Annotated in this window: 26 protein-coding genes and 1 other RNA gene; 19 read left to right on the top strand and 8 right to left on the bottom strand. The window is 63.1% G+C overall.

What is annotated here, in order from left to right; all coding sequences use genetic code 11:
- Positions 1-368 precede the first annotated feature (368 nt).
- Both PCLY_RS09610 and PCLY_RS09605 read left to right on the top strand, forming a co-directional pair.
- On the top strand, positions 369-590 hold the full coding sequence (locus PCLY_RS09610) for a hypothetical protein (protein ID WP_061239080.1): 222 nt from the start codon (positions 369-371) through the stop codon (positions 588-590).
- 62 nt (positions 591-652) lie between these two features.
- On the top strand, positions 653-940 hold the full coding sequence (locus PCLY_RS09605) for a DUF3509 domain-containing protein (RefSeq protein WP_061239079.1): 288 nt from the start codon (positions 653-655) through the stop codon (positions 938-940).
- A 69-nt stretch (positions 941-1,009) separates the two neighbouring features.
- Here the strand turns inward: PCLY_RS09605 and PCLY_RS09600 are convergent, their stop codons facing one another.
- Complete coding sequence (locus PCLY_RS09600; protein ID WP_231740139.1) at positions 1,010-2,533, bottom strand: BCCT family transporter; 1,524 nt, start codon at positions 2,531-2,533, stop codon at positions 1,010-1,012.
- Positions 2,534-2,906: 373 nt separating this feature from the next.
- On the opposite strand from PCLY_RS09600, the gene PCLY_RS09595 reads away from it, so the two are divergent.
- The 8 genes from PCLY_RS09595 to PCLY_RS09560 all read left to right on the top strand — a co-directional run bounded on the left by PCLY_RS09595 (position 2,907) and on the right by PCLY_RS09560 (position 9,707).
- Positions 2,907-3,497 carry an amino acid synthesis family protein gene (locus tag PCLY_RS09595; RefSeq protein ID WP_061239077.1) on the top strand — a complete coding sequence of 197 codons (591 nt, stop codon included), beginning with the start codon at positions 2,907-2,909 and terminating at the stop codon, positions 3,495-3,497.
- A gap of 25 nt (positions 3,498-3,522) precedes the next feature.
- A complete protein-coding gene (locus PCLY_RS09590) occupies positions 3,523-4,356 on the top strand; it encodes an alpha/beta fold hydrolase (protein ID WP_061239076.1) in 834 nt (277 codons plus the stop codon).
- The gene (locus PCLY_RS09585; protein ID WP_061239075.1) at positions 4,353-5,834 is read left to right on the top strand and encodes an aldehyde dehydrogenase; all 1,482 of its coding nucleotides are present in this window, start codon (positions 4,353-4,355) and stop codon (positions 5,832-5,834) included. The genes PCLY_RS09590 and PCLY_RS09585 overlap by 4 nt, the downstream gene beginning before the upstream one ends.
- 12 nt (positions 5,835-5,846) lie before the next feature.
- Positions 5,847-6,332 (top strand): flavin reductase family protein, encoded by a 486-nt coding sequence (locus PCLY_RS09580; protein WP_061239074.1) that lies wholly within the window; start codon positions 5,847-5,849, stop codon positions 6,330-6,332.
- A gap of 132 nt (positions 6,333-6,464) precedes the next feature.
- On the top strand, positions 6,465-7,904 hold the full coding sequence (locus PCLY_RS09575; RefSeq protein ID WP_061239073.1) for an NAD-dependent succinate-semialdehyde dehydrogenase: 1,440 nt from the start codon (positions 6,465-6,467) through the stop codon (positions 7,902-7,904).
- A gap of 18 nt (positions 7,905-7,922) precedes the next feature.
- The gene (locus PCLY_RS09570) at positions 7,923-8,321 is read left to right on the top strand and encodes a carboxymuconolactone decarboxylase family protein (protein ID WP_061239072.1); all 399 of its coding nucleotides are present in this window, start codon (positions 7,923-7,925) and stop codon (positions 8,319-8,321) included.
- Between the two features lie 65 nt (positions 8,322-8,386).
- Positions 8,387-9,139 (top strand): GntR family transcriptional regulator, encoded by a 753-nt coding sequence (locus PCLY_RS09565; protein WP_061239071.1) that lies wholly within the window; start codon positions 8,387-8,389, stop codon positions 9,137-9,139.
- A gap of 4 nt (positions 9,140-9,143) precedes the next feature.
- Complete coding sequence (locus PCLY_RS09560; RefSeq protein ID WP_061239070.1) at positions 9,144-9,707, top strand: NUDIX hydrolase; 564 nt, start codon at positions 9,144-9,146, stop codon at positions 9,705-9,707.
- A 109-nt stretch (positions 9,708-9,816) separates the two neighbouring features.
- Here PCLY_RS09560 and PCLY_RS09555 read toward each other — a convergent pair whose 3' ends face one another.
- The gene (locus tag PCLY_RS09555) at positions 9,817-10,110 is read right to left on the bottom strand and encodes a DUF1330 domain-containing protein (protein ID WP_061239069.1); all 294 of its coding nucleotides are present in this window, start codon (positions 10,108-10,110) and stop codon (positions 9,817-9,819) included.
- Positions 10,111-10,187: 77 nt separating this feature from the next.
- Between PCLY_RS09555 and ribBA the strand changes: the two genes are divergently transcribed.
- The 7 genes from ribBA (at position 10,188) to PCLY_RS09520 (ending at position 17,287) form a co-directional block, all read left to right on the top strand.
- Positions 10,188-11,297, top strand: coding sequence for a bifunctional 3,4-dihydroxy-2-butanone-4-phosphate synthase/GTP cyclohydrolase II (ribBA, locus tag PCLY_RS09550; RefSeq protein WP_061239068.1), 1,110 nt, complete (start codon positions 10,188-10,190; stop codon positions 11,295-11,297).
- A 257-nt stretch (positions 11,298-11,554) separates the two neighbouring features.
- Positions 11,555-12,580: an ABC transporter substrate-binding protein gene (locus PCLY_RS09545; RefSeq protein ID WP_061239067.1), complete on the top strand. Its 1,026-nt coding sequence runs from the start codon at positions 11,555-11,557 to the stop codon at positions 12,578-12,580.
- The gene (locus PCLY_RS09540) at positions 12,577-13,473 is read left to right on the top strand and encodes an ABC transporter permease (protein ID WP_061239066.1); all 897 of its coding nucleotides are present in this window, start codon (positions 12,577-12,579) and stop codon (positions 13,471-13,473) included. The genes PCLY_RS09545 and PCLY_RS09540 overlap by 4 nt, the downstream gene beginning before the upstream one ends.
- Positions 13,474-13,476: 3 nt before the next feature.
- On the top strand, positions 13,477-14,286 hold the full coding sequence (locus PCLY_RS09535) for an ABC transporter permease (protein WP_061239065.1): 810 nt from the start codon (positions 13,477-13,479) through the stop codon (positions 14,284-14,286).
- Between the two features lie 17 nt (positions 14,287-14,303).
- Positions 14,304-15,452 carry an ABC transporter ATP-binding protein gene (locus PCLY_RS09530; protein ID WP_061239064.1) on the top strand — a complete coding sequence of 383 codons (1,149 nt, stop codon included), beginning with the start codon at positions 14,304-14,306 and terminating at the stop codon, positions 15,450-15,452.
- A 246-nt stretch (positions 15,453-15,698) separates the two neighbouring features.
- On the top strand, positions 15,699-16,715 hold the full coding sequence (locus PCLY_RS09525; protein WP_061239063.1) for an ABC transporter substrate-binding protein: 1,017 nt from the start codon (positions 15,699-15,701) through the stop codon (positions 16,713-16,715).
- Between the two features lie 86 nt (positions 16,716-16,801).
- A complete protein-coding gene (locus PCLY_RS09520; RefSeq protein ID WP_061239062.1) occupies positions 16,802-17,287 on the top strand; it encodes a flavin reductase family protein in 486 nt (161 codons plus the stop codon).
- Between the two features lie 66 nt (positions 17,288-17,353).
- Here PCLY_RS09520 and PCLY_RS09515 read toward each other — a convergent pair whose 3' ends face one another.
- The gene (locus PCLY_RS09515) at positions 17,354-19,300 is read right to left on the bottom strand and encodes a methyl-accepting chemotaxis protein (RefSeq protein ID WP_061239061.1); all 1,947 of its coding nucleotides are present in this window, start codon (positions 19,298-19,300) and stop codon (positions 17,354-17,356) included.
- Positions 19,301-19,488: 188 nt separating this feature from the next.
- On the opposite strand from PCLY_RS09515, the gene PCLY_RS09510 reads away from it, so the two are divergent.
- Positions 19,489-20,532, top strand: coding sequence for an LLM class flavin-dependent oxidoreductase (locus PCLY_RS09510; RefSeq protein WP_061239060.1), 1,044 nt, complete (start codon positions 19,489-19,491; stop codon positions 20,530-20,532).
- Between the two features lie 168 nt (positions 20,533-20,700).
- On the opposite strand, the gene ffs is transcribed toward PCLY_RS09510, so the two are convergent.
- An RNA gene (ffs, locus tag PCLY_RS09505) (signal recognition particle sRNA small type) lies at positions 20,701-20,797 on the bottom strand.
- A gap of 103 nt (positions 20,798-20,900) precedes the next feature.
- On the bottom strand, positions 20,901-22,535 hold the full coding sequence (locus PCLY_RS09500; protein ID WP_061239059.1) for a methyl-accepting chemotaxis protein: 1,635 nt from the start codon (positions 22,533-22,535) through the stop codon (positions 20,901-20,903).
- A 277-nt stretch (positions 22,536-22,812) separates the two neighbouring features.
- Here PCLY_RS09500 and PCLY_RS09495 point away from each other — a divergent pair, with 277 nt between their 5' ends.
- Positions 22,813-23,091: an HU family DNA-binding protein gene (locus tag PCLY_RS09495; RefSeq protein ID WP_037004832.1), complete on the top strand. Its 279-nt coding sequence runs from the start codon at positions 22,813-22,815 to the stop codon at positions 23,089-23,091.
- 52 nt (positions 23,092-23,143) lie between these two features.
- On the opposite strand, the gene PCLY_RS09490 is transcribed toward PCLY_RS09495, so the two are convergent.
- The 3 genes from PCLY_RS09490 to PCLY_RS09480 all read right to left on the bottom strand — a co-directional run bounded on the left by PCLY_RS09490 (position 23,144) and on the right by PCLY_RS09480 (position 24,871).
- Positions 23,144-23,653, bottom strand: a complete 510-nt coding sequence (locus PCLY_RS09490) for a cupredoxin domain-containing protein (RefSeq protein ID WP_061239058.1) — start codon at positions 23,651-23,653, stop codon at positions 23,144-23,146.
- A 100-nt stretch (positions 23,654-23,753) separates the two neighbouring features.
- Positions 23,754-24,071, bottom strand: a complete 318-nt coding sequence (locus PCLY_RS09485; RefSeq protein ID WP_156458579.1) for a hypothetical protein — start codon at positions 24,069-24,071, stop codon at positions 23,754-23,756.
- A 197-nt stretch (positions 24,072-24,268) separates the two neighbouring features.
- Positions 24,269-24,871: a glutathione S-transferase family protein gene (locus PCLY_RS09480; protein WP_061239056.1), complete on the bottom strand. Its 603-nt coding sequence runs from the start codon at positions 24,869-24,871 to the stop codon at positions 24,269-24,271.
- Positions 24,872-24,982 lie beyond the last annotated feature (111 nt).

Raw genomic sequence — 24,982 nt, 5'->3', positions numbered from 1 at the left:
CGCCAACAAATAGAGCTGTTCAATTCTTGAACAACCGCGTATGATCCGCCCCGTTCGTACCACGCTGTAAGTCAAAAAGGCCTTTTGCGCCCCCTCGCTGGTTTCCCGGTTCAACGTCTAGCGCATCTGCGCGCTGCCGCCCTCCCCGATCCCATCTGCTGACTGATCAGGCCGACTCGCCGTTTATCGGTGCAGTTCCTCTGCCTGCCTCCGACGTACCGACCACGACGACGAACCGTAACAATGGAACTTTATCGTGCCAATCAAGCTCCGATCGGTTGACATGCTATGGCCGCTTTTCGGCCAACCACATGGAGCTACACCACGCGCAACGAAGCGCACATGCTTTAAAGGAAAGACCTAGAAAAATGAATACTCAACATCAAGTTCAGAAAGCCATCAGCACCCTGACTCACGCCTTCGCACCGTTCGACTGCCGTATCCAGGCAACGCGCAAGGGCAGCTTCAGCTTTACCCTGGTCGACAAGACCGGTATCGCCCAGTACAGCCAGCGCCTCTACCCTGGCCAGTACAACGACGAATCGCTGCAGCAGGTGATCGAACGCACCCGCCAGTCGCTCATTGCCTGATCGACTGAACCAATCCGCCATCCCGAGGTCAAACTTGATCAACCATCAGGATGGAGTAGGACATGGAACTCACCAACCAACAGCTCGTCGATCACCTGTTCAATCCGCTGCGTGCCAGTTTCAGCTCGCCCCGCCCGGATGGCAGCATCATCCTCGCCCTGCTCGACGATAGCGACAGCACCGTCTACAGCCGCGTCCTGGCCAAGCCACAGATCGCCGACCAGAATGCCTTCGCCCAGAGCCTGGAAGAAATTCGACTGGAACTGGCCGTACGCGCAGGCAACATTCCTGCCGACCTGCGCAAGATGCTCAAGGAGCAGGACAGCGTGCTGAACTACCGCATCGCCTGAGTTCCATTTCGCGCCAATGCAAACGCCCGATGCCAATGGCATCGGGCGTTTTCGTTTCTACGCCGGCCCTCAGGAACTGCGCAACGCCGCGCTCGGTTGCACGCCTCTGGCGGTGGCGACTTCCTCCTGATGCAGGGCCTTGACCAAGCAATAGCAGATCAGCAACAGGATCACCGAGAACGGCAAGGCCGCCACAATGGTAGCCGCCTGCAGGCCCTGCAGACCGCCGGCCAGCAACAGGGTGCCGGCCAGCGCTCCCAGACCCAGCCCCCAGATCACGCGATAACGCTGCGGCGGATTCTGGTTCCCCATCGACAGGATGGTGCATATCACCAGAGTCGCCGAGTCGGCCGAGGTGACGAACCAGCTGACGATCATCAAGGTCGCCAGGCCAGCCATGGGCAGCGTCGCCCACTCCACGCCAAGGCCTTCGATGGTCTTGTACAGCACCATGGTCAGGTCGCTGTTGGCGACGCTGGACAGATCCACGCCATTGAGCTGCAGATGTACGCCGGTGCCCCCCATGATCACGATCCACAGGAAGGCGCCGAGGGTCGAGGACAGCATGCCGCCCAGCACCACCTGACGCACCGTGCGGCCACGCGAGATGCGCGCGATGAACATGCCCACGAATGGCCCCCAGGACAACCACCAGCCCCAGTAGAAGATGGTCCACCAGCCCTGCCACTGGCGCTCGGGGTCAGGATCGGTCCACAAGCCCATCGGCACGAAGTGCGCCAGGTAGTCGCCGATGCTGGACGCGTAAAGCCCCAGGAGGAATACCGTCGGACCGGCCAGCAGCAGGAACAGGAACAAAATGCTGCTCAGGCGGATGTTCCATTCGCTGAGCCAGAGAATGCCGCGGCGTACTCCGGAAACCGCCGACAGCGTGGCGACCACGGAGGTACCTGCGATCAACAGCAGCTGATTGGAGGTGGAAATCTCCCAGCCGAACATGTAGTTCAGCCCTGCATTCATCTGCGAGACGCCGAGCCCCATGGTTGTCGCCGTACCGAATAGAGTGCTGAAGATCGCCAGCAGATCCACCGCATGACCAATAGGGCCATGGATGCGCTCGCCCAGCAGCGGATACAACGCCGAGCGAATGGTCAGCGGCAGGTTGTGACGATAGGCGAAATAGGCCAGCACCAGGCCCACCAGGATATAGATGCACCAACCGTGCAGCCCCCAGTGGAACATCGTGATGCGCAAGGCGACCTGGCCTGCCTCGGGCGTACCCGCCTTGACGCCGGCCATCTCCATGAAGGGATTGCCCTGCATATGCATCAGAGGCTCGGCGATGCTCCAGAACAGCAACCCGGTCCCCACCGCCGCGCTGAACAGCATCGCGAACCAGGAAAAATTGCTGAACTCGGGGCGCTCGTCATCCTTGCCCAGGCGCAGGTTGCCGAAACGGCTGAGCCCCACCCAGAAGGTAAAGAACAGCACACCGCTGACCACCGCGACGTAGTACCAACCGAGCGAGCGCTCGATCCAGGCCTTGGCAGCGGTATAGAGACCGTTGGCCAATTCCGTGTTGGTAATGGTGAATAAAACGAAGGCGAACACCATGGCGATAGAGGCAATCGCCATGGTCGGGTTTACTCCTGCGAAGCAGCGTTCGAGGAGGGAATTGGGGCGCACGCTCACAGGCGTCTCCTTGTTCTTGTTTTGCAACCAATGGGACGTCGCAGGCACCACAGGCGATGCCAAAACGGGCCAGGCTCAGCGAGCGACCTGAGCGCCGTGACGCTCACCCATATCGCTCGTTCGAGGCTGGCCAGCCTTGCGATATATTATGGTATACCATCAACCATAATTGAGATTCAACGCCTGCTTGTTGCCAGCTATCACCTTGTCTACCGACTGACAGAAGGCAACTGCGAGTGCTTGACTTGCGCAATCGGTATTATGGTATACCATGATACAAGAACAACGACTCACCCGCCCCAGGAGCGCACCGAACATGAGTTTCGAAATCCGCAAGATCGTCACTTACCTCGAAGAAACCCGCATCGAAGGCGGCAAGGCCACCGACAAGCCGGTGACCATGGTGGGCCTGGCCGTGGTCATCAGGAACCCCTGGCTGGGTCGCGGCTTCGTCGAGGATCTCAAGCCCGAGATCAAGGCCAACTGCTCCGATCTTGGCGCCCTGATGGTCGAGCGCCTGACCGCCGCGATAGGCGGTGCCGACAAGATCGAGGCCTATGGCAAGGCTGCAGTGGTTGGCGCCGAAGGCGAGATCGAACACGCCTCGGCGGTGATCCACACCCTGCGCTTCGGCAACCACTACCGTGAGGCGGTCCAGGCCAAGAGCTACCTGAGCTTCACCAACAAGCGCGGCGGCCCGGGCACTTCGATCCAGATCCCGATGATGCACAAGGACGACGAAGGCCTGCGCTCGCATTACATCACCCTGGAAATGCAGATCGAGGACGCCCCGCGTGCCGACGAGATCATCGTCGTGCTCGGTGCCGCTGACGGCGGCCGCCTGCACCCGCGCATCGGTAACCGCTACATCGATCTGGAAGAACTGGCCGCCGAGAAGGCGCAGTGATGCCAACCTTGGGCAGGAGCACGCAATGATTCGGCTCACCGCTGAACGCACACCAGCCGGCACCAGTTACCTGGCGACCGGCCAGGGTCATCCCGTGGTGCTGATCCACGGGGTTGGCCTCAACAAGGAAATGTGGGGCGGCCAGATCGTTGGCCTGGCGCCACACTTTCGGGTCATCGCCTATGACATGCTCGGCCATGGCGACAGCCCACTGCCGGCGCCCGGCACCAGCCTGGAAGGTTATGCCGAACAACTGCGCGAGCTGGTCGAGCACCTTGAGCTGCCGCGCGTCAGCGTCATCGGCTTCTCCATGGGGGGGCTGGTCGCTCGCGCCTTCGCCCTGCACCATGGACAGTTGCTGGACAGCCTGGTGATTCTCAACAGTGTGTTCAACCGCAGCGCCGAACAGCGCGCCGGCGTGATCGAGCGCACCCGCCAGGCGGCCGAGCATGGCCCCGATGCCAATGCCGAGGCGGCACTGTCGCGCTGGTTCAGCCGCGAATACCAGGCGGCCAATCCGGCGCAGATGGCTGCCATTCGCCAGACTCTGGCGGGCAACGATCCGCTGGGCTATCTGACCACCTACGAACTGTTCGCCACTCAGGACATGTACCGTGTCGAGGACCTCGGCAGCATCCAGGCCCCGACCCTGGTCGCCACTGGCGAACTGGACCCTGGCTCGACGCCAGAAATGGCACGCGAGCTGGCCGGACACATTCCCGGCGCCCAGGTGGCCATACTCGATGAGCAACGGCACATGATGCCGGTGGAATCGCCACGCCTGGTCAACCAGGTGCTGCTGGATTTCCTGCAGCAGGCCCAGGCTTTCCAGAACCAGTCAAAAGGGATCGTCGCATGACACTCGCACGCTTCCAGATGTGCATAGACGGACAGTGGGTCGATGCCCTGTCCGGCAAGACCTTCCAAAGCCTCAATCCGGCCCTGGCCGAAGCCTGGGCAGAGCTGCCCGACGCCGGCGAAGACGATGTCGAGCGTGCCGTGCAGGCCGCCCAGAAAGCCTTCGAAAGCCAGGTGTGGCGCAGCCTCAGCGCCACGGCTCGGGGCAAGCTGCTGCGCCGCCTGGGCGACCTGATTGCCGAGAACAAGGAACACCTGGCGCAGCTGGAAAGCCGCGACAACGGCAAGCTGATCCGCGAAACCCGTGGCCAGGTCGGCTACCTGCCGGAATTCTTCCATTACACCGCCGGCCTGGCCGACAAGCTCGAAGGCGGCACCCTGCCCCTCGACAAGCCGGACATGTTCGCCTACACCACCCACGAGCCAATTGGCGTGGTCGCCGGCATCATTCCCTGGAACAGCCCGCTGTACCTCACCGCGATCAAGCTGGCTCCAGCTCTGGCCGCTGGCAACACCATCGTGCTCAAGCCATCCGAACACGCCTCGGCGACCATCCTCGAGCTGGCCCGACTAGCCCTCGAAGCCGGCTTCCCGGCCGGTGTGATCAACGTGGTCACCGGTTATGGCCCGAGCACCGGGGCCGCCCTCACCCGCCACCCGCTGGTACGCAAGATCGCCTTTACCGGCGGCGCCGCCACCGCTCGCCACGTTGTGCGCGCCAGCGCCGAGAACTTCGCCAAGCTGTCGCTGGAGCTGGGCGGCAAGTCGCCGAACATCATCTTCGCCGACGCCGATCTGGACAGCGCCATCAACGGCGCCGTAGCCGGGATCTATGCCGCCTCCGGGCAGAGCTGCGTGGCCGGCTCACGCCTGCTGGTGCAGGACGAGATCTACGACGAATTCGTCGAGCGCCTGGTCGAACGAGCCAAGCGCATCCGCATTGGCAATCCGCAGGACGACGCCAGCGAAATGGGCCCGATGGCCACCGCGCAGCAACTGGCCGTGGTCGAAGGACTGGTCGCCGACGCCCTGGCCGAGGGTGCCCGGCTGCGCCTGGGCGGCAAGCGCCCCCAAATCGACGGCAACGGCTGGTACTACGAGCCGACGCTGTTCGAGTGCGACAACCACTCGATGAAGATCATGCAGGAAGAGGTCTTTGGCCCCGTGGCCTCGGTGATCCGCTTCAAGGACGAGGCCCAGGCACTGGCCATGGCCAACGACTCGCAGTTCGGCCTGGCCGCCGGCATCTGGACGCGCGACCTGGGCCGCGCCCATCGCATGGCCAAGGCCGTGCGCTCGGGCATCATCTGGATCAACACCTACCGCGCGGTATCGGCCATGGCGCCCATCGGCGGCTTCAACAACAGCGGCTACGGCCGCGAGAGCGGCATCGATTCGGTGCTGGCCTATACCGAACTGAAAACGGTGTGGATCAATCTCTCGCAGGCGCCCATGCCCGATCCCTTCGTCATGCGTTGAGAGGCCATCATCATGATCGAACCCGGCATCTATAAAGAAGTGATGGGCTCCTTCCCGTCCGGCGTCACCGTGGTGACCACCCTGGACAGCGACGGAGAGATGGTCGGCATCACTGCCAGCGCCTTCAGCGCTCTGTCCATCGACCCGGCGCTGGTGCTGTTCTGCCCCAACTACGCTTCGGACACCTACCCGATCCTGCGCGACAGCAAGCGTTTCGCCATCCACCTGCTGTGCGCCGACCAGCAGGCCGAAGCCTACGCCTTCGCCAAGAAAGGCAGGGACAAGAGCAAGGGCATCGAGTGGCACCTGAGCGAACTGGGCAACCCGCTGCTGTCGAAGGCCACCGCCATCATCGAGTGCGAACTGTGGCGTGAATACGACGGTGGCGACCACGCCATCATCGTCGGCGCGGTGCAGAACCTGATCCTGCCCGAGCAGGAGGTAACGCCAATGGTCTATCACCGCGGCAAACTGGGCGCCCTGCCGCACATCAGCTGATTTCCTTGGCCGCGCCAGCCCCCCCTCGGTAACGGCCTTTTTTATTCGATGGCTTATGCCTCGCAGGGCGCGCCATGCGCCCTGCGACAGCTGCCATAGCCTTTGTTCATGCGCCACTTTCACGGAGCTGTCATGACCTCATTGTTCCGCCAACAGGCCTTCATCGACGGTCGCTGGCTCGATGCCGAGGACGCCTCGACCTGCACCATCTTCAACCCGGCCAATGGCCAGAAGATCGGTACGGTGCCGAACATGGGCGCCGCCGAAACCCGCCTAGCCATCGCAGCCGCCAACCGCGCCTGGCCAGCCTGGCGGACGCTGACCGCCAAGCAGCGCAGCAGCCTGCTCAAGCGCTGGCACGAGCTGATCCTCGAAAGTGCCGACGCCCTGGCACAGATCCTCACCCAGGAGCAGGGCAAGCCGCTGGCCGAAGCCAAGGGCGAAATCCTCTATGCAGCGAGCTTCATCGAGTGGTTCGCAGAGGAAGCCAAGCGCATCTACGGCGACACCATTCCCAGCCACAAGGGCGATGCGCGCATCGTCGTGAGCAAGGAGCCGATCGGCGTGGTCGCGGCGATCACACCGTGGAACTTCCCGGCGGCGATGATCACCCGCAAGGTCGGCCCAGCCCTGGCCGCGGGCTGTCCGTGCATCGTCAAACCGGCACCGGAAACGCCCTTCACCGCCCTCGCCCTCGCAGCCCTGGCCGAACAAGCCGGCATACCCGCCGGCATCCTCAATGTGGTCACGGGTGACGCCGTGGCCATCGGTGGCGAGCTGACCGCCAGCGCCCAGGTACGCAAGCTCTCCTTCACCGGCTCCACGCCCATCGGCAAGCTGCTGATGGCGCAGTCGGCCAACACCCTGAAAAAGGTGTCGCTGGAGCTGGGCGGCAACGCGCCGTTCATCGTCTTCGACGATGCCGACCTGGAGAAGGCCGTCGACGGCGCACTGATCGCCAAGTACCGCAACAACGGCCAGACCTGTGTCTGCGTCAACCGCTTCCTGGTTCAGGACGGCATCCACGATGCCTTCGTCGCACGCCTGGCCGAGCGGGTCGGCGAACTGGCGATCGGCGATGGCTTCGCAGCCGGCGTCAAGCTCGGTCCGCTGATCAACGAACGCGCCGTGCAGAAGGTCGAAGATCATGTGGCTGACGCCCTGAGCAAGGGAGCCCGGCTGGTGTGCGGCGGCGAACGTCACCCACTGGGCCACGGCTTCTTCCTGCCGACAGTGCTGGCCGGAGCCACGAGCGAGATGAAGGTCGCCCATGAGGAAACCTTTGGCCCATTGGCAGCGGTGTTTCGCTTCCACGACGAGGACGCAGCGGTTCGACAGGCCAATGACACCGAATACGGCCTGGCTGCCTACTGCTATACCCGCGATCTGGGCCGCGCCTGGCGTATGAGCGAGGCACTGGAATATGGCATGGTCGGCATCAACGAAGGGTTGATCTCCACCGAGGTCGCCCCATTCGGCGGCGTCAAATCGTCAGGCCTGGGCCGCGAAGGCTCGAAGTACGGCATCGACGATTATCTGGAGATCAAATACACCCTCATGGGTGGCCTGTAACCACAGAAGGACGAGCAGATGAGCAACGAGAAGTACGAGAAGGGCCTGGCCATTCGCACTCAGGTGCTGGGCGAGGCCTACGTCAACAAATCCATCGAGAACGCCGACGACTTCAACCGACCGCTGCAGGAGCTGGTCACCGAGTACTGCTGGGGGCATGTCTGGGGCCGCGACGGCTTATCGCTGAAAGAACGCAGCATGATAAACTTGGCCATGATTTCGGCCCTTAATCGCCCGCACGAGCTGAAACTGCACATTCGCGGCGCCCTGCGCAACGGCCTCAGCCGCGAGCAGATCCGCGAGATACTGCTGCAGGTCGGCATCTACTGCGGTGTTCCCGCAGCAGTGGACAGCTTCCGCATCGCTCGGGAAGCCTTCGCCGAAGCGGAGGCAGAAGAACAAGGCCAGCAGAACTGATGAAGGAGCACCCGCGGGTGCTCCTTCGTTGTTTTTCTACGGATAGACACACCAGAGCGGACCCTATGAAACGCCTGCCACTCGACGACAGCTTCAAGGTCAATCGCAACCCCGTCACCCTGCGCGAAATCGTGCTCGACAAGTTGCGTAGCGCCATCATGAACTTCCAATTGCTGCCGGGTGATCGCCTGGTGGAGCGCGACCTCTGCGAGCGCCTGGGAGTAAGCCGTACCTCGGTACGCGAAGCGCTGCGCCATCTGGAGTCCGAAGGCCTGGTGGAATTCGCCGGCAGCAAGGGCCCGCGCGTGGCCATCATCACTCTGGAAGATGCACGCGACATCTACGAGCTGCGCTGCGTGCTCGAAGGCCTGATCGTCCAGCTGTTCACCCTCAATGCCAAGCCCAAGGACATCCGTGCCCTGGAAAAGGCGCTGGAAGACAATCGCAAGACGCTCGAAGGTGGCGACCTGCCGCAGGTGCTCGACTCGGTGCAAGGCTTCTACGACGTGCTCCTGGAGGGCTCCGGCAACCAGATCGCCGCGACTCAGCTACGTCAACTGCAGGCGCGCATCAGCTATCTGCGCGCCACTTCGGTATCGCAGGCCAATCGCCGCGGCACCAGCAACAAGGAAATGGAGCGCATGGTCGAGGCGATCAAGAGCGGTGATCCGCTGGCCGCTCACCAGGCCTCGGTCGATCACGTCCGTGCCGCGGCCAAGGTCGCGCTGGACTACCTGCGTTCCAAACAGGCCGAGCCGGGTGAGCCGCGCGACTTCGTCACCCCCATCGCCCTGCAAGAGCCGCGCATAGGACGCTGATGCCATGCCCGCCCCGCGTTTCTGCCCGCAGTGTGGCTCAGCCGAGCTGAGCCACCGGCAACCGGAAGGGGACACGCATGCGCGACTGATCTGTGGTGGCTGCCACTACGTCCACTACGAAAACCCCAAGATCATTGCCGGCTGCATCATCGAGCGCGACGGCAAATACCTGTTGTGCCAGCGCGCCATACCGCCGCGCCCCGGCACCTGGACCTTGCCAGCCGGCTTCATGGAAAACGGCGAAACCACCGAGCAGGCAGCCCTGCGCGAAGTCTGGGAAGAGTCCGGCGTGCGCGCCGAGATCCTCTCGCCCTACTCCATTTTCAGCGTGCCGCGTATCAGCGAGGTCTACATCATCTTTCGCGCCTGCGCGCTGGAGATCACTGGCGAGCACGGGCCGGAAACCATGGACTACCGCTTCTTCGCGCCCGAGGAAATCCCCTGGGATGCCATCTATTACCCGGCCATCCGGCAGATTCTCGAGCGTTACATCGAGGAGCGCCAGGCCGGTGTCTACGGCATCTACATGGGCAATGACGACACCGGCAAGGTGCATTTCATCCGCTGACTCCGCCAGTTGCGGAGTGCGGATCTGAGCCGTAACCGACGCCAGATCCCGCTGCCGGCAAGCGCCCCTCTACCCTGCCGCCGGGCAGACGCGCCAGACCGCGCAGAACCTACGCCTCGACGCCCTCGACGATGATCACTTGCGCGTTCGCCACGCCCTGGCGATGCACGCAAGCCTCCTGATACTCGGCCGAGCGATAGCAGGCCAGCGCCTGTTCATAGGAGTCGAACTCGATGACCACGCTGCGTTGTGGCGTCTCGCCGCCCTCCAGCGCCTGCGAACGCCCGCCACGGGCCAGGAAGCGCCCGCCGTACTGAGCAAAGGCCAGCGGCGCACGGCGGGTGTACTCGCCGTATTGCTGCGCATCCGTCACATCCACATGCGCGATCCAGTAAGCCTTCATCTTCACCTCCGCGGTTTGCGTTGAATATGTATTATGGTATACCACAAACCAACACTCTCCTTCATCAGGTGCCCGCCATGCCGTTCAATTCAATCGAAGAAATCATCGAAGACTACCGCCAGGGCAAGATGGTGCTGCTGGTCGACGACGAGGATCGCGAGAACGAAGGCGACCTGCTGCTGGCCGCTGAAAAATGCACGCCCGCCGCGATCAACTTCATGGCCCGCGAGGCCCGCGGACTGATCTGCCTGACCCTGACCGAAGCGCACTGCCAGCGCCTGGGTCTCGAACAGATGGTGCCCGCCAACGGCAGCGCCTACAGCACGGCGTTCACCATATCCATTGAGGCGGCGCAGGGCGTGACCACCGGCATTTCCGCCGCCGACCGCTGCCATACGGTGCTGACCGCCGTAGCCCCCGACGCCGTGGCGGACGACCTGGTGCAACCGGGCCATATCTTCCCCCTGCGCGCCCGTGAAGGCGGCGTGTTGACCCGCGCAGGGCACACCGAAGCGGGTTGCGACCTGGCCCACCTGGCCGGTTTCAGCCCGGCATCGGTGATCGTCGAAGTCATGAACGACGACGGCAGCATGGCCCGCCGTCCGGACCTGGAAGCGTTCGCTGCCCGGCATGGCATCAAGATCGGCACCATCGCCGACCTCATCCACTACCGGCTGAGTACCGAGCACACGGTCGAGCGCATCGGCGAGCGCGAACTGCCGACGGTGCATGGCACTTTCCGCCTGGTCACCTTCGAGGACCGCATCGAAGGCGGCGTGCACATGGCCATGGTGATGGGCGACATTCAGCGCGACCAGCCCACCCTGGTGCGTGTCCACGTAATCGATCCGCTGCGTGACCTGGTCGGCGCTGAGTACAACGGCCCGAAGAACTGGACGCTCTGGGCTGCCCTGCAAAAGGTCGCCGAAACCGGCCACGGCGTGGTGGTGGTGCTGGCCAACAGCGAATCCTCGCAGGCACTGCTCGAGCGCGTCCCGCAATTGACGCAGCCGCGTCGCCAGTTCAACCGCTCACAGTCACGCATCTATTCCGAAGTCGGGACCGGTGCCCAGATCTTGCAGGATCTCGGTGTCGGCAAGCTGCGCCACCTCGGCCCACCGCTGAAGTACGCGGGCCTGACCGGCTACGACCTGGAAGTGCTGGAGAACGTCCCGTTCGAAGGCTGAACCCATGCGCCATCGATCAGCGCGGCCCAACACCTGACATCAGGATGCGATTACGGACTTGCAGAAAGTTTGGAATACCATAATATGATATTCCATAGGCCGAGATTGTTGTCTGACGTTCAAGTCAGCAAGAGCAACAAGAAAAAACGCTCGGACACGGCCAAGCTTCAAGAAGCCTCAATGGCTGACTGCTCCCTGAAAAGCGGGCAAAAAAAGTGCCCGCTTGCGTAAAAACACAACAAACGAGGGCAAGCAAGATGGTGTTCAAGAAGACGTTCAACACGGTCATAGGCGCCGCGATCATGGGTCTGGCCGCCACGGCAGCCACGGCCAGCGAAAGCCTCAGCTTCGTCAGTTGGGGTGGTACAACCCAGGATGCACAGAAGAGCGCCTGGGCCGAACCCTTCACCCAGGAAACCGGGATCAAGGTGCTGCAGGATGGTCCCACAGACTATGGCAAGCTCAAAGCCATGGTCGACAGCGGCAACGTACAGTGGGACGTGGTCGACGTAGAAGCGGACTTCGCCCTGCGCGCTGCCCGCGAAGGCCTGCTCGAACCCCTCGACTTCAGCGTGATCCAGCGCGACCGCATCGACCCGCGCTTCGTCTCCGACCACGGTGTCGGCTCCTTCTTCTTCTCCTTCGTGCTCGGTTACAACGCGCGCCGCCTGGGTAACCAGCAGCCGCAGGACTGGTCCGCCCTGTTCGACACCGCCACCTACCCCGGCAAGCGCGCGCTGTACAAGTGGCCGAGCCCGGGCGTGCTGGAACTTGCCCTGCTGGCAGATGGCGTGACGCCTGACAAGCTCTACCCGCTAGACCTCGACCGCGCCTTCAAGAAACTCGACACCATCAAGAAGGACATCGTCTGGTGGGGCGGTGGCGCCCAGTCGCAGCAACTGCTGGCCTCCGGCGAAGTCAGTCTGGGCCAGTTCTGGAACGGCCGCATCCATGCCCTGGAGCAGGAAGGTGCCTCGGTTGGCGTGAGCTGGAAACAGAACCTGGTCATGGCCGATTTCCTGGTCATCCCCAAGGGCGCCAAGAACAAGGACGCAGCCATGAAGTTCCTGGCCACCGCCAGCGGCGCTGCCGGCCAGGCCGAGTTCGCCAACCTGACCGCCTATGCGCCGGTCAACCTCGACTCGGTCAACCAGTTGGAGCCTGAGCTGGCCCCCAGCCTGCCGACCGCCCATGCCGCCGATCAGGTGACCCTGGACTTCGCCTACTGGGCCGAGCACGGGAACGAGATCGCCGCGCGCTGGAACGAGTGGCTGGTCAAATGAAAATCGCCGCCGCGCCGTTGACTCAGTCACCCGCCGGCGGCGCAAGCCGCCCGGCTCGCCTGCAGCGCTGGCGGGGGGCCTCCCCTCTGCTGCCGGCGCTGCTGTTCCTGATGCTGTGTTTCATCGCCCCGCTGGTCGGGTTGCTGTTGCGCGGCGTACTGGAACCCGAGCCTGGGTTGGCCAACTACGAAGCCCTGTTCGCCAACTCGGCCTATTCACGAGTACTGCTCAATACCTTCATGGTGGCCGGTCTGGTCACCCTGATCAGCGTGCTGCTGGGCTTCCCGCTGGCCTGGGTGATCACCCTGGTGCCGCGCGGCTGGGGACGCTGGCTGCTGAGCATCGTCCTGCTGTCGATGTGGACAAGCCTGCTGGCACGTACCTATGCCTGGCTGGTGCTGCTGCAGGGCTCGGGCGTCATCAACTCGGTCCTGATGTGGGCCGGGCTGATCGATCAGCCACTGGAAATGGTGCACAACCTGACCGGCGTGGTGATCGGCATGAGCTACATCATGATTCCATTCATCGTGCTGCCGCTGCAGGCCACCATGAGCGCCATCGATCCAATGGTGCTGCAGGCCGGCTCGATCTGCGGCGCCAGCCCGTGGAGCAACTTCTTCCGCGCGTTCCTCCCGCTGTGCCGCCCCGGCCTGTTCTCGGGCGGGCTGATGGTATTCGTCATGTCCCTGGGCTACTACGTGACCCCGGCGCTGCTCGGCGGCGCACAGAACATGATGCTGCCGGAATTCATCATCCAGCAGGTGCAGTCCTTCCTCAACTGGGGCCTGGCCAGTGCCGCCGCCGCGTTGCTGATCGCCATCACCCTGTTGCTGTTCTACGCCTATCTGAAGCTGCAGCCGGAATCTCCGGTCGCCTCCAGCACTGCGAGGTAAGTCATGCTGCTTTCACCCAATGCCATGGGACCGCGCCTGCGCGCGGGCCTGTTCCTGACCACAGCTGCCATCGCCGCATTCCTGCTGCTGCCCATCGTCTTCATCGTGCTGCTGTCGTTCGGTTCCTCGCAGTGGCTGGTCTTCCCGCCACCAGGCTGGACGCTGAAATGGTACGAACAGTTCTTCTCCAACCCGGACTGGATGCAGGCCGCCTACACCAGCCTCAAGGTCGCGCTGCTGACTACTGTCTGCGCGGTGGCACTGGGTCTGCCCTGCGCCTTCGCCCTGGTACGTGGCAAATTCCCGGGCCGTGAGCTGCTGTACGCACTGTTCACGCTGCCGATGATCGTGCCGCTGGTGATCATCGCCGTGGCCGTGTACGCGCTGTTTCTCAAGCTCGGCTACACCGGCACGCTGCTGGCCTTCGTGATCAGCCACGTGATCGTCGCCCTGCCCTTCACCATCATCTCGATCATCAACTCGCTGAAGCTGTTCGACCAGTCCATCGAGGATGCCGCAGTGATCTGCGGCGCCTCGCGCCTGCAGGCCATCGTCAAGGTCACGTTCCCGGCGATCCGTCCCGGCATGATGGCCGGCGCGCTGTTCGCCTTTCTGGTGTCGTGGGATGAGGTGGTGCTGAGCGTGATGATGGCCAGCCCCAGCCTGCAGACCCTGCCGGTGAAGATGTGGACGACCCTGCGCCAGGACCTGACCCCGGTGATCGCCGTCGCTTCGACGCTGCTGATCGGGCTTTCCCTATTGATCATGATCGTTGCCGCCGTCGTCCGCCGGCGCAGCGAACACCGCGCCTGACCCACGAGGTAAGCGAGATGAGTGCCGTGCTCCAAGAACAATCCCCCCAGGCGCCTCTGGTCAGCCTGCGTGACCTGAACAAGCACTACGGCGACTTCGCCGCCGTCGACAACATCAACCTGGATATTCAGGAAGGCGAGTTCCTCACCTTCCTCGGCTCCAGCGGCTCGGGCAAGAGCACCACGCTGTCGATGCTCGCCGGCTTCGAGACGCCCAGCTCCGGGGAAATCCTGGTGGAGGGCAAATCGCTGATCAACGTGCCGCCGCACAAACGCGGCATCGGCATGGTGTTCCAGCGCTATTCGCTGTTCCCGCACCTCGACGTGCGCGACAACATCGCCTTCCCGCTGACCATCCGCAAACTGGGCGCTGCCGAGATCGCCAAGCGGGTCGACGCCATGCTCAAGCTGGTGCAACTCGAGCCCTTCGCCCACCGTCGCCCGGCGCAGCTCTCCGGCGGCCAGCAACAACGTGTGGCCATCGCCCGCGCGCTGGTCTACGAGCCGCGCATCCTGCTGATGGACGAGCCGCTCGGCGCACTGGACAAGAAGCTGCGTGAGGACCTGCAGGACGAGTTGCGCCATCTGCACCGCCGCCTCGGCATCACCATCGTCTACGTCACCCACGACCAGGAAGAAGCCATGCGCCTGTCGCAGCGCATCGCCATCTTCAGCCACGGCAAGATCGTCGGCCTGGGCAGCGGCTACGATCTGTACCAGAACCCGCCGAACGCCTTCGTCGCGTCCTTTCTCGGCAACTCCAACTTCCTCCGGGCCAAGGTACAAGGCGCGGCGGCAGTCACGTTCGAGAGCCAGGCACTGGCCATCCGCCCGACTGCCAACCTGCATGACGGCCAGGACGTGATAGTGATGGTGCGCCCCGAGAAAGCCACCCTGCTGACCCAGCAGGAAGCGGAACGCACGCCGCTGCCGGCGGGCTGCAACGAGATCGCTGCACGGGTCGAGGAAATGGTCTTCCTCGGCGACAGCCTGACCTGCAGCGTGATAACCGCAGGCGGCACCCGCATGACGCTCAAGGCGTTGTCCGGTGCAGGCGCCTCTCCCCAGCCTGGCAGCCCCATACGAGTACGCTGGCAGGCCGCGGAGAGCTGCGTGTACAGCGAATGGAACGAAAGCGACCTGCTCAAGGGCGCTGGCAGTCACTGATCCGCAGGCAAAACTCGGCGCCGTCTGCCAGGGCGGCGCCGATAGTGCTGAAACAGGCTAGACGTCACAAAGATCGCATTGGCGTTTGACTTCACGCCGGCGAAGCATGCATTAGACAAGGCGCTGTTGCGCCTGTCCGACAATCGCGGCAAGACCGCACAAATCCAGTGGCTGCAACAGGTAGAGCAATGCAGGAAGGTGTACCGGGATATTTCTGAGCTGTACCCATAGAAAGGGAGGGGTCACATGAACAATAGGCTGTTGGCAGTGGGGGCGCTGATCGCCGCCTGCCAGTTCAATTCGGCACAGGCCGAGCAACAGACCCTGACGTTCGTCAGTTGGGGCGGCTCTACTCAGGACGCTCAGGAACAAGCCTGGGCCGTGCCGTTCGAACGTGAAACCGGCATCCGCATCAAGCAGGCCGGCCCGACGGACTACGAAAGCTTTCGCAAGATGGTCGAGAGCGGCGACGTAACCTGGGACGTGGTCGACGTCGAAGCCGACTTCGCCCTGCGCGCCGGACGTGAAGGCCTGTTGGAGCCTCTGGACCTGAAACAGGTCGCCCAGCGCCAGATCGATCCACGCTTCGTCACCATCTATGGTGTCGGCTCGTTCTACTTCTCCTTCATTCTCGGCTACAACACCCAGTCCCTGAGCGAGACTCCCTCCGGCTGGTCGGCGTTGTTCGACCTCGAACGCCACCCCGGCAAACGCGCCCTGTACAAATGGCCAAGTCCGGGTGTGCTGGAGATGGCCCTGCTGGCCGACGGCGTCGCGCCCGAAGCGCTCTATCCGCTGGATCTCGACCGCGCCTTCAAGAAGCTCGACACCATCAAGAAGGACATCGTCTGGTGGGGCAGCGGCGATCAGTCACAACAATTGTTGGCCTCTGGCCAGGCCAGCCTCGGCATGTTCTGGAACGGTCGGGTCAGCGCTTTGCAACGCGAAGGTGCAAGCGTAGGCATCGACTGGCAGCAGAACCTGGTCACGGGTGACTTCCTGGTCATTCCTCGCGGTTCGCGCAACAAGGACGCCGCCAAGCGTTTCCTTGGCTTTGCCTCCAGCGCCGCGCCTCAGGCCGACTTCGCCACACGCAGCGGCTATGCCCCCGTCAACCTGGGCAGTGCCGCCCTGATCCCGGCCAAGCTCGCCAAGGAGCTGCCGAGCTCACACGAAGCGGGCCAGATCACCCTCAACTTCAAGTACTGGAGCCGCAACGGCGCGTCCATCAGCAAGCGCTGGTACGCGTGGCAGGAGCAATAGCGCCAGCATTCGAGGACTTGCGCGCCCACCTTTTTGGTATACCATATTATCGTAATACCTCAGCAGTTCATTCAGAGGCCACTGCGATGATTCACCCCGATACCTACAAGAAAGTCATGGGCGCCTTCCCCTCCGGCGTTACCGTCATCACCACCCTGGACGAAGACGGCCAGGTCGTCGGTCTGACCGCCAGCGCTTTCAGCGCCCTGTCGCTGGATCCGGCTCTGGTGCTGTTCTGCCCCAACTACAGCTCGGACTCCTACCCGGCACTGATCCGCAGGCAGCGCTTCGCCATCCACCTGCTTTCTGCCGAGCAGCAGCATGAGGCCTACGCCTTCGCCAAGAAGGGCAAGGAGAAGGCTCAGGGTATCGAATGGACGTTGAGCGAACTGGGTAATCCGCTGCTGGCGGGCGCCACGGCGATCATCGAATGCGAGCTGTGGCGTGAGTATGAAGGCGGCGACCATGCCATCCTGGTCGGCGCGGTGAAGAACCTGATCGTCCCCGAGCAAAGCCCGGCACCGATGGTCTATTGCCGCGGCAAGATGGGCGCGCTGGCGGCCATCGCCTGACCCTCTGTGCGACCACCCCGAGGGGTGGTCGCGTCTGTTGCACGAGCGCCCAGGCGCTCGCCCTCCTCAGGTCTTGAAGCGACGCACCAACGCATTCAACTCGTCGGACAGCGCCGTCATGGTCTTCGCCTCGCTGCTGGTGGAGCTGGCCAGCTCGGCGACCTGCTGCGAATCGCCGTGGATCTGGCTGATGTGGCGATTGATGTCCTCGGCCACCTGATGCTGCTCCTCGGCGGCGGTGGCGATCTGCGTACTCATGTCGCGGATGTTGTCCACCGCATCGCGGATCGTCTCGAAACTGGAGCGCGCCTCACCCATGGCGTTGACCGTCTGCCGCGACACATCGAGGCTGGCGTGCATCTGTCGCGCCGTGTCCTGGGTGCGTCGGGCCAGGTTGCCAAGCAGACCGTCGATCTCCTCGGTAGCGTCGGAAGAGCGCTTGGCCAGCGCCCGCACCTCGTCGGCCACCACGGCGAAACCGCGGCCCTGCTCGCCGGCACGTGCCGCCTCGATGGCCGCGTTGAGCGCCAGCAGGTTGGTTTGCTCGGCGATGGCGCGGATGGTGCCCAAAATCGACTGGATCGAGTCGCTGTCCTGCTCCAGTTGCTGCATCGACTGCACCGAACGTGCGATTTCATCGCTCAGACGCGTAACGCTATCGGCCGAGGCCTGAATCTGTTGCTGTCCGGCATGCGCCTGGCGCTGACCGGCATCGGCCGAACCCGCCGCCTCGGAGCAGGCACGCGCCACCTCGTTGGCGGTCATGACCATCTCGTGGAACGCGGTCGACACCATGTCCACGGCCTCGCGCTGGCGCGCCGCCACATCTTCCAGCTCCTGGGCGACCCCGGCCGAGCTGCTCGAACTGCTGTGGATGCTCTTCGCTGCCTGGCCGATGCTGAGAATCATGTCGCGAATGGCCGCAAGGAACTGATTGAACCAGCCCGCGAGCTGCGCGGTTTCATCGCGACCGCGCACCGTCAGTTCGTTGGTCAGGTCGCCCTCGCCTTGCGCGATACCTTCGAGGCCCGTGGCCACTGCCTGGATCGGGCGCACGATCATGCCGGCGAACAGCGCACCCAGGGTGGCGAAGGCCAGCGCCACGATGGCCGCCAGGGAGACGATGATCCAGGTCAGGCGTGTGGCGCTGGCCATCACCTCGCTCTTCTTGACCAGACCGACGAACTGCCAGCCCAGGCTGTCCGATGAGTAGACGTTGGCCATGTAAGCCTCGCCATTGAGGACCAGCTCCACCGAACCACTGCGCGTCGCAGCCAGCTCGGCATAACCGGGGCCGAGATCCTTGAGCGCCTTGAAGTTATGCTCGGGCTGGCTCGGATCGACCAGCACGTTACCGTTGCGCTCCATCAGCATCAGATAGCCACTCTGGCCCAGCTTGATCTGCTTGACGATGTCAGTGAGCTGGCGCAGGGAAACATCGATATTGACCACGCCCCCCTGCTGCCCCAAACGGTTGGAGAAACTACGCACGGTGCTGACCAGTACCACATCGTCGGCTGCCCAGTAGTAGGCCTCGGTGCGCAGGGTCTTGTCCGGCTGCGCCATCGCCCGCTGATACCAGGGCCGCGTACGCGGATCGTAACTGCTCAGGTTCGGATCACCCGGCCAAAATGCGTAGCCGCCCTCAGTGGTGCCGAGGGAAACATAGGCATAACCCGGATGACTGTTCGCCAGGCCGGCGAACAGCTCGAACACGGCACGATCCTGCGCGCCCTGGGGCTGGCTGGCTGCGTCGGCGGCCAGGTAGCGCTTGAGCCCTGCATCGATGGCGGCAAGCTGCGGATGCTTGGCCAGGTAATCGACATTCTGCTCGATACCTTCGAAGAACAGGCGCATGGCGTTCTCCACCTGCCGAATCTCGCGTCCGCTGCTGTCGATGAAATCCTCGCTGGCTGCCTGTCGCAGGTTAACGACCACCAGAATCGCGACCAGAATCACCGGAAGGCTGGCGATGGCGGCGAAGATCATCACCAGTTTGTGCTTGATGCTCATGAGCTGTCCTTTGTATTGAGGATCAATCGGAACCCTTGCAGATATCCCGTATTATGGTATACCAATATATAGCGATCGACGCCGCCTTGCATAGCACCCCGCCGACGTAGCGGCCCATCCAAGCAGAAGCGCAACGCACGCTTCGACGCCGCCCCCGGCAGCCCAATCACAGACTCGAGGACAGCAGCATGAAATTCTCTTTGTTCGTTCATATGGAGCGCTACGACGAACAGGTCGGCCATCGCCAACTATTCGATGAACTGACCGAGCTGACGCTCATGGCCGAGGCAGGCGGCTTCTCCACCGTATGGATCGGCGAACACCACGCCATGGAGTACACCATCTCCCCCAGCCCCATGCCGCTACTGGCCTACCTGGCCGCCCGTACCACCACCATCCACCTGGGCGCCGGCACCATCATCGCGCCGTTCTGGCACCCCATCCGCGTGGCCGGTGAATGCGCCCTGCTCGACGTGATCAGTAACGGTCGCATGGAAGTCGGCCTGGCTCGCGGCGCCTACCAGTACGAATTCGATCGCATGATGAACGGCATGCCCGCCACTGACGGCGGCAAGTACCTGCGCGAGATGGTGCCGGTGGTCAAGGCCCTGTGGCAGGGCGATGTCGCCCATGAGGGCGAGATCTGGAAATTCCCCACCGCCACCTCCTCGCCTCGCCCGCTGCAGAAACCGACTCCGCCGATGTGGATCGCCGCACGCGACCCCGACTCGCACAACTTTGCCGTCGCCAATGGCTGCAACGTGATGGTCACGCCCTTGATGAAAGGCGACGAAGAAGTCGTGGATCTTAAGAACAAGTTCGAAACTGCCCTGGCCAACAACCCGAGCGTGCCGCGCCCACAACTGATGGTGCTGCGTCATACCCATGTGCACAGCGCAGATGACCCGCAGGGCTGGAAGATCGGCGCCGAAGCCATCTCGCGCTTCTATCGCACCTTCGACGCCTGGTTCGGCAACAAGCAGACGCCGATCAACGGCCTGTTGCCGCCGAGCCCGGAAGAGAAATTCAAGGAGCGCCCGGAGTTCGAGCTGGAGAATATTCGCAAGAACACCATGATCGGCACCCCGGAGGAAATCATCGCGCGCATCCGCCACTACCAGGAACTGGGCGTCGACGAGTTCAGCTTCTGGGCCGACAACAGCCTGCCCTACGCCGAGAAGAAGAAATCGCTGGAACTGTTCATCAAGCACGTGGTGCCAGCGTTCCGCTGATACCCGCAGCCTTGCCGATCATTGCGCCTGCCGTGGCTCACGCCCGGTGGGCGCAATGCATTCAGGGCCCAGGGAAGCGATGGCAACGGCGAAGAGAACGGCACACCGCCTGCCACATAACTGGCTGGAAGCGTCAGAGAAATCGGGAGATGAAAGACTGGAGGTGGACCCTACCAGCCACACCCCGGCACACAATGTTCCCGCTGTGGCTGCTCCCTTCCGGGCCTGACCAGGTTAACGGGTAATCGTTGCGAGGGGACCGGCAGGGCCACCATAACGCTGCCCGCCATTGCGACGGGCCGCGCCATTGTAACGACTAAACGCAAACTTACAACCGCTTCAAACACTTAGATACGTCGCCGCGCACGTCACACCCGAAAACGCCCCACCAACTGGGCCAGGCCAAGGGACAGTTCCGACAGGTGCTGGCTGGCCAGCGTGCTCTGCTCGGAGGTCTGCGCCGCTTCGTTGGACAGGTCGCGAATATCACTGATGTTGCGGGCGATCTCTTCGGTGACGCTGCTCTGCTCCTCGCAGGCAGTGGCGATCTGCGCAGCCATGTCGTTGATGCGCTGCACCGAATCGCCGGTCACGCTCAACGCCTGATCGACACCGGCCGCCTGCTCCACACTCTGCCGCGCTCGGGCACTGCCCGAGTGCGTGGCCTTGACCGCGTTCTGCACTCCGGCTTGCAGGCGCTCGATCATCTGCTGGATATCCTTGGTCGACTCCTGGGTCCTTGCCGCCAGCGCCCTTACCTCGTCAGCGACCACGGCGAAGCCACGCCCTTGCTCGCCGGCCCGAGCCGCCTCGATGGCCGCGTTCAATGCCAACAGGTTGGTCTGGTCCGCGATGCCCTTGATCACCGCCAGCACCGCGCCGATGTTGGCGGTTTCCTGCTCCAGGGTCTGGATCGTGTCGGAGGCACTTTCCACTTCCTGGGCCAACTGGCGAATGGAGTGAATGGTCGCGCCCACCACTCCGGCACCTTCGCGCGACTGCACCTCAGCCTGCCGCGCAGCATCGGCAGCGTTCTGCGCGTTACGCGCCACCTCGTGCACCGCCACGCTCATCTCCGTGGCGGCAGTACTGACCTGATCCACCGCCGCGTGCTCGCTGCTGATCAGCCGATCATTGGCGGCCGCCATGCCTGCCAGACTCTTGGCCGAATCAGCGACCTCGCCGGTCACACGCCCCACTTCCTTGATCAGCGGCTGCAACTTGTCGAGAAAGCGATTGAAGGCATGGCTGAGCTTGCCCAGTTCGTCCTTGGACAGCACATCCAGGCGCACGCGCAGGTCGCCATCGCCATCGGCGATCTGTTCGATGCGGTGCAGCAGGCTGTGCAGCGGACGGGTCACCAGCAGCGGGAAGCCCACCACCAGCAGCAGGCACACCAGCAGGCCGATGGCGATGATCAGCCCCTGCTGCCAGATCAGCGCCTCACCGCGAACGATGGCTTCGCTGCCAACGGCGTTGGCGGCGTTGTCTTCCAGCTCACCCAGCTTGTCGATGGCGCTGCGCGCTTCTTCGAACTGCGCTTCGCTGTCGGAAAAGCTCAGCCGGCTGGCGGCATTGGGATCACTGCTGGCCATGTCCAATACACGTAGCGAGGTCGCCTTCCAGCGTTCGTAGCCACGGTCGAACTCGGCCACCAGCGCCAGCGCCTCGCTGCCCGGTTTCAGGTCAGCGAACTTGTGCACACGGTCATAAGCCTGCTGCAGGTTCTCGGCATGCGCGGCGCGCAGAACCGCAGCGTGCGAACCGGAGTCCTCGTCGAGCAGGCTGCGCTCGGCGACGAAGGCCTGGTACAAGTCGCGGTCGGCATTGAGCAGCAGGCTGATAGCCGGCAGATGCCGATTGGTCAGCGTGGTGCTGGACTCTGCGACCTGGGTAATGCCGCGCATCCCCAGCGTGCCCATGGCCACCAGAAGCGCGGCGAGCAACAGAATGGGTACGGCAATCTTCCAGCGAAAACCCAAATCAGCGAAGACGCGTAACATGGTGGCACTCCAGCATTAGGCAGGTACCTGTAGCTTAGTCCAGCTTCGTCAGGTCGCCCCGAACCTTGCCAAAGCCACGCCCCATCGCCCTCCCCTAGCGGGCGAGGTTTTTTGCTCGCGCACCGGAACCACAGGGACCGATGCGACACTAAGCCCTATCGGCAAAACCTGTCAGGCACTGCCGAGCGATCCCTTTTGTGCTAGCTTTCCCACGTTTTCGGCGGTGCAGCCTCATATCTGCCGCGCCGAGCCTCTCACCTGCAAACGGAGTTACATCATGGCAATCACCAAAGACCAACTGATCAGCGACCTGGCCGAGGCCGTTTCCCTGCCGAAAGCCACCGTCCGCACCCTGATCGATCAGCTGGGCGAAATTGTCGGCGACGCACTGGAAAACGACGGTGAGATCACCCTGCCGGGCGTCGGCAAGCTGAAAGTGAGCGAGCGTCCCGCCCGTACCGGCCGCAACCCGCAGACTGGCAAGAGCATCGAAATCGCTGCCAAGAAAGTGGTCAAGCTGGTGCCTGCCAAGGCCCTGACCGACGCTCTGAACTGATTCAGAGTGCGGCCGCGACCCCATCTGGGTCGCGGCCTTCCCCTACCCTGTCTTAATCAGCCAGCACCTCGATACTGCCGCGCATACCGGCCTGGTAATGTCCGGCGATCAGGCAGGCGAACTCGAATTCGCCAACTCGGTTGAACGTCCAGATCATCTCGCCCTGTGCCGCTGGCGCCACATGCGCCATATACGCCTCGCCGTGCGCCATGCCCGGTCCCTTGAGCATCTCGGCGGCATGCTCATCCAGCGTCTGCCGCGTTCCCAGGACGAACTCGTGCATCAGCTTGCCATCGTTGTGATGAACGAAGCGGATGGTCTCGCCCTGTCTGACCTGTAACTTCTGCGGCGTGAAGCGCATGTTGTCGCCCATGCGAATCTCCACGGTGCGATCGACCTTGGCGCCCTGCCCGGCGATCCCCCAGGGCTTTTGCTCCGGCCCATGATCCATCATGTTCATCGCGCCGTGCCCGGCGTGGCTGCTCTCATCGGCCTGCACCTGCAACGCAGGCAACAGTGCAGCGAAAAGCAGGACCGGCAAGGGACTGATACGTCGTTTCATCGGTAAATCTCCAATCGTCTGTATCGTTCACGCGCGAGGGCGCGCGTACGGCGTGCCGACTGCTGCAGCCGGCATCAGGCCGTGGTTCAAAGGTGTTCGATCAGGAGAAAGACAGACGGGGTGGGCGCTCGGGCATATCCGGCACCACGGAGACCAGGCGCTCGCTCAGCATCAGCGGCGGCTGTGCGCGAAGCGCCTCAACGGCCTGAACGACGGGCTGGGCGAACACCACGGCACCAACGCAGAACGCGCAGAGGCTGCAGGAAACGGCCTGCGCAGGATGCTGCTGACTAGGTTGCACATCGACTACCGGCTTCATCGCAGCAGGTCGCTCGCCATGCTCGGGCATGGCATGCAGCGCGGCACCAGGGTGAACCTGCTGGCAAAGCTGCATGCCGAACGCGGCCATCGCTTGCATCGGCAAGGCCAGCATCAAGAGGCAGACTAGAGCGGTACGCAGCCGTTGGCGCATGGGGCAGTCAGTGACCAGTAGGATTGCAGACGCCGATTATCCACCCCGGGGCCGCGATAGTCCAAGCTCAGCTGGCAGCCCAAAACACCATGTTCGCGCGGCAGCGCTGCGCCCAGCGCACGCAGGCTGCCGCCGACCAGTGATCAGCCCAGCATGGTCACGTGGCGTGGATGACTGGCGATGCGATCGAGCCAGGCGCGGACCGCGGGGAAGGCTTCCAGGCTGAAACCACCCTCATCGGCTACATGCGTGTAGGCATACAGGGCGATATCGGCGATGGAGTAATGCTCACCCACCAGATAAGGGGTGCGCTCGAGCTGCTTCTCCATCACCTTCAGGGCCTTGTAGCCCAGCTTCAAGCAACGCGCGTGCTCCTCGCGGCGCTCCTCGGGCATCCCCAGATAAAGCTGGATGAAACGCGCCACCGCAACGTATGGCTCGTGGCTGTATTGCTCGAAGAACTGCCACTGCAGCACCTGGGTACGCAGGCGCGGCTCGCTGGGCAGGAAATCGCTGCCATCGGCGAGGAAGTTGAGGATGGCATTGGACTCCCACAGGCAGGTGCCGTCTTCGAGCTCCAGCACCGGAATCTTGCCGTTGGGGTTCTTCGCCAGGAAAGCTTCGCTCTGCGTCTCACCCTTGAGGATATCGACATCGATCCACTGGTACTCCTTGCCCAGCAGATGCAGCATCAGCTTGACCTTGTAGCAGTTGCCCGAACGGTAATCGCCGTAGACCTTGAACATCGCGTTGCCCTCCCTATCTATCCTCGCGGCACGCTCGCCGCCAATCACCCTGCTTTTGTAGGAGCGGATCTATCCGCGAAAATCGCGGCTGAAACGGAATGCCGCCCTAGC

The organism is Ectopseudomonas composti (genome assembly GCF_001567565.1).
GTDB classification, from domain to species: Bacteria; Pseudomonadota; Gammaproteobacteria; order Pseudomonadales; family Pseudomonadaceae; genus Aquipseudomonas; species Aquipseudomonas composti_A.
The sequence above is the reverse complement of the archived record's forward strand: the minus strand, read 5'-3'. Positions and strand labels throughout refer to the sequence as shown.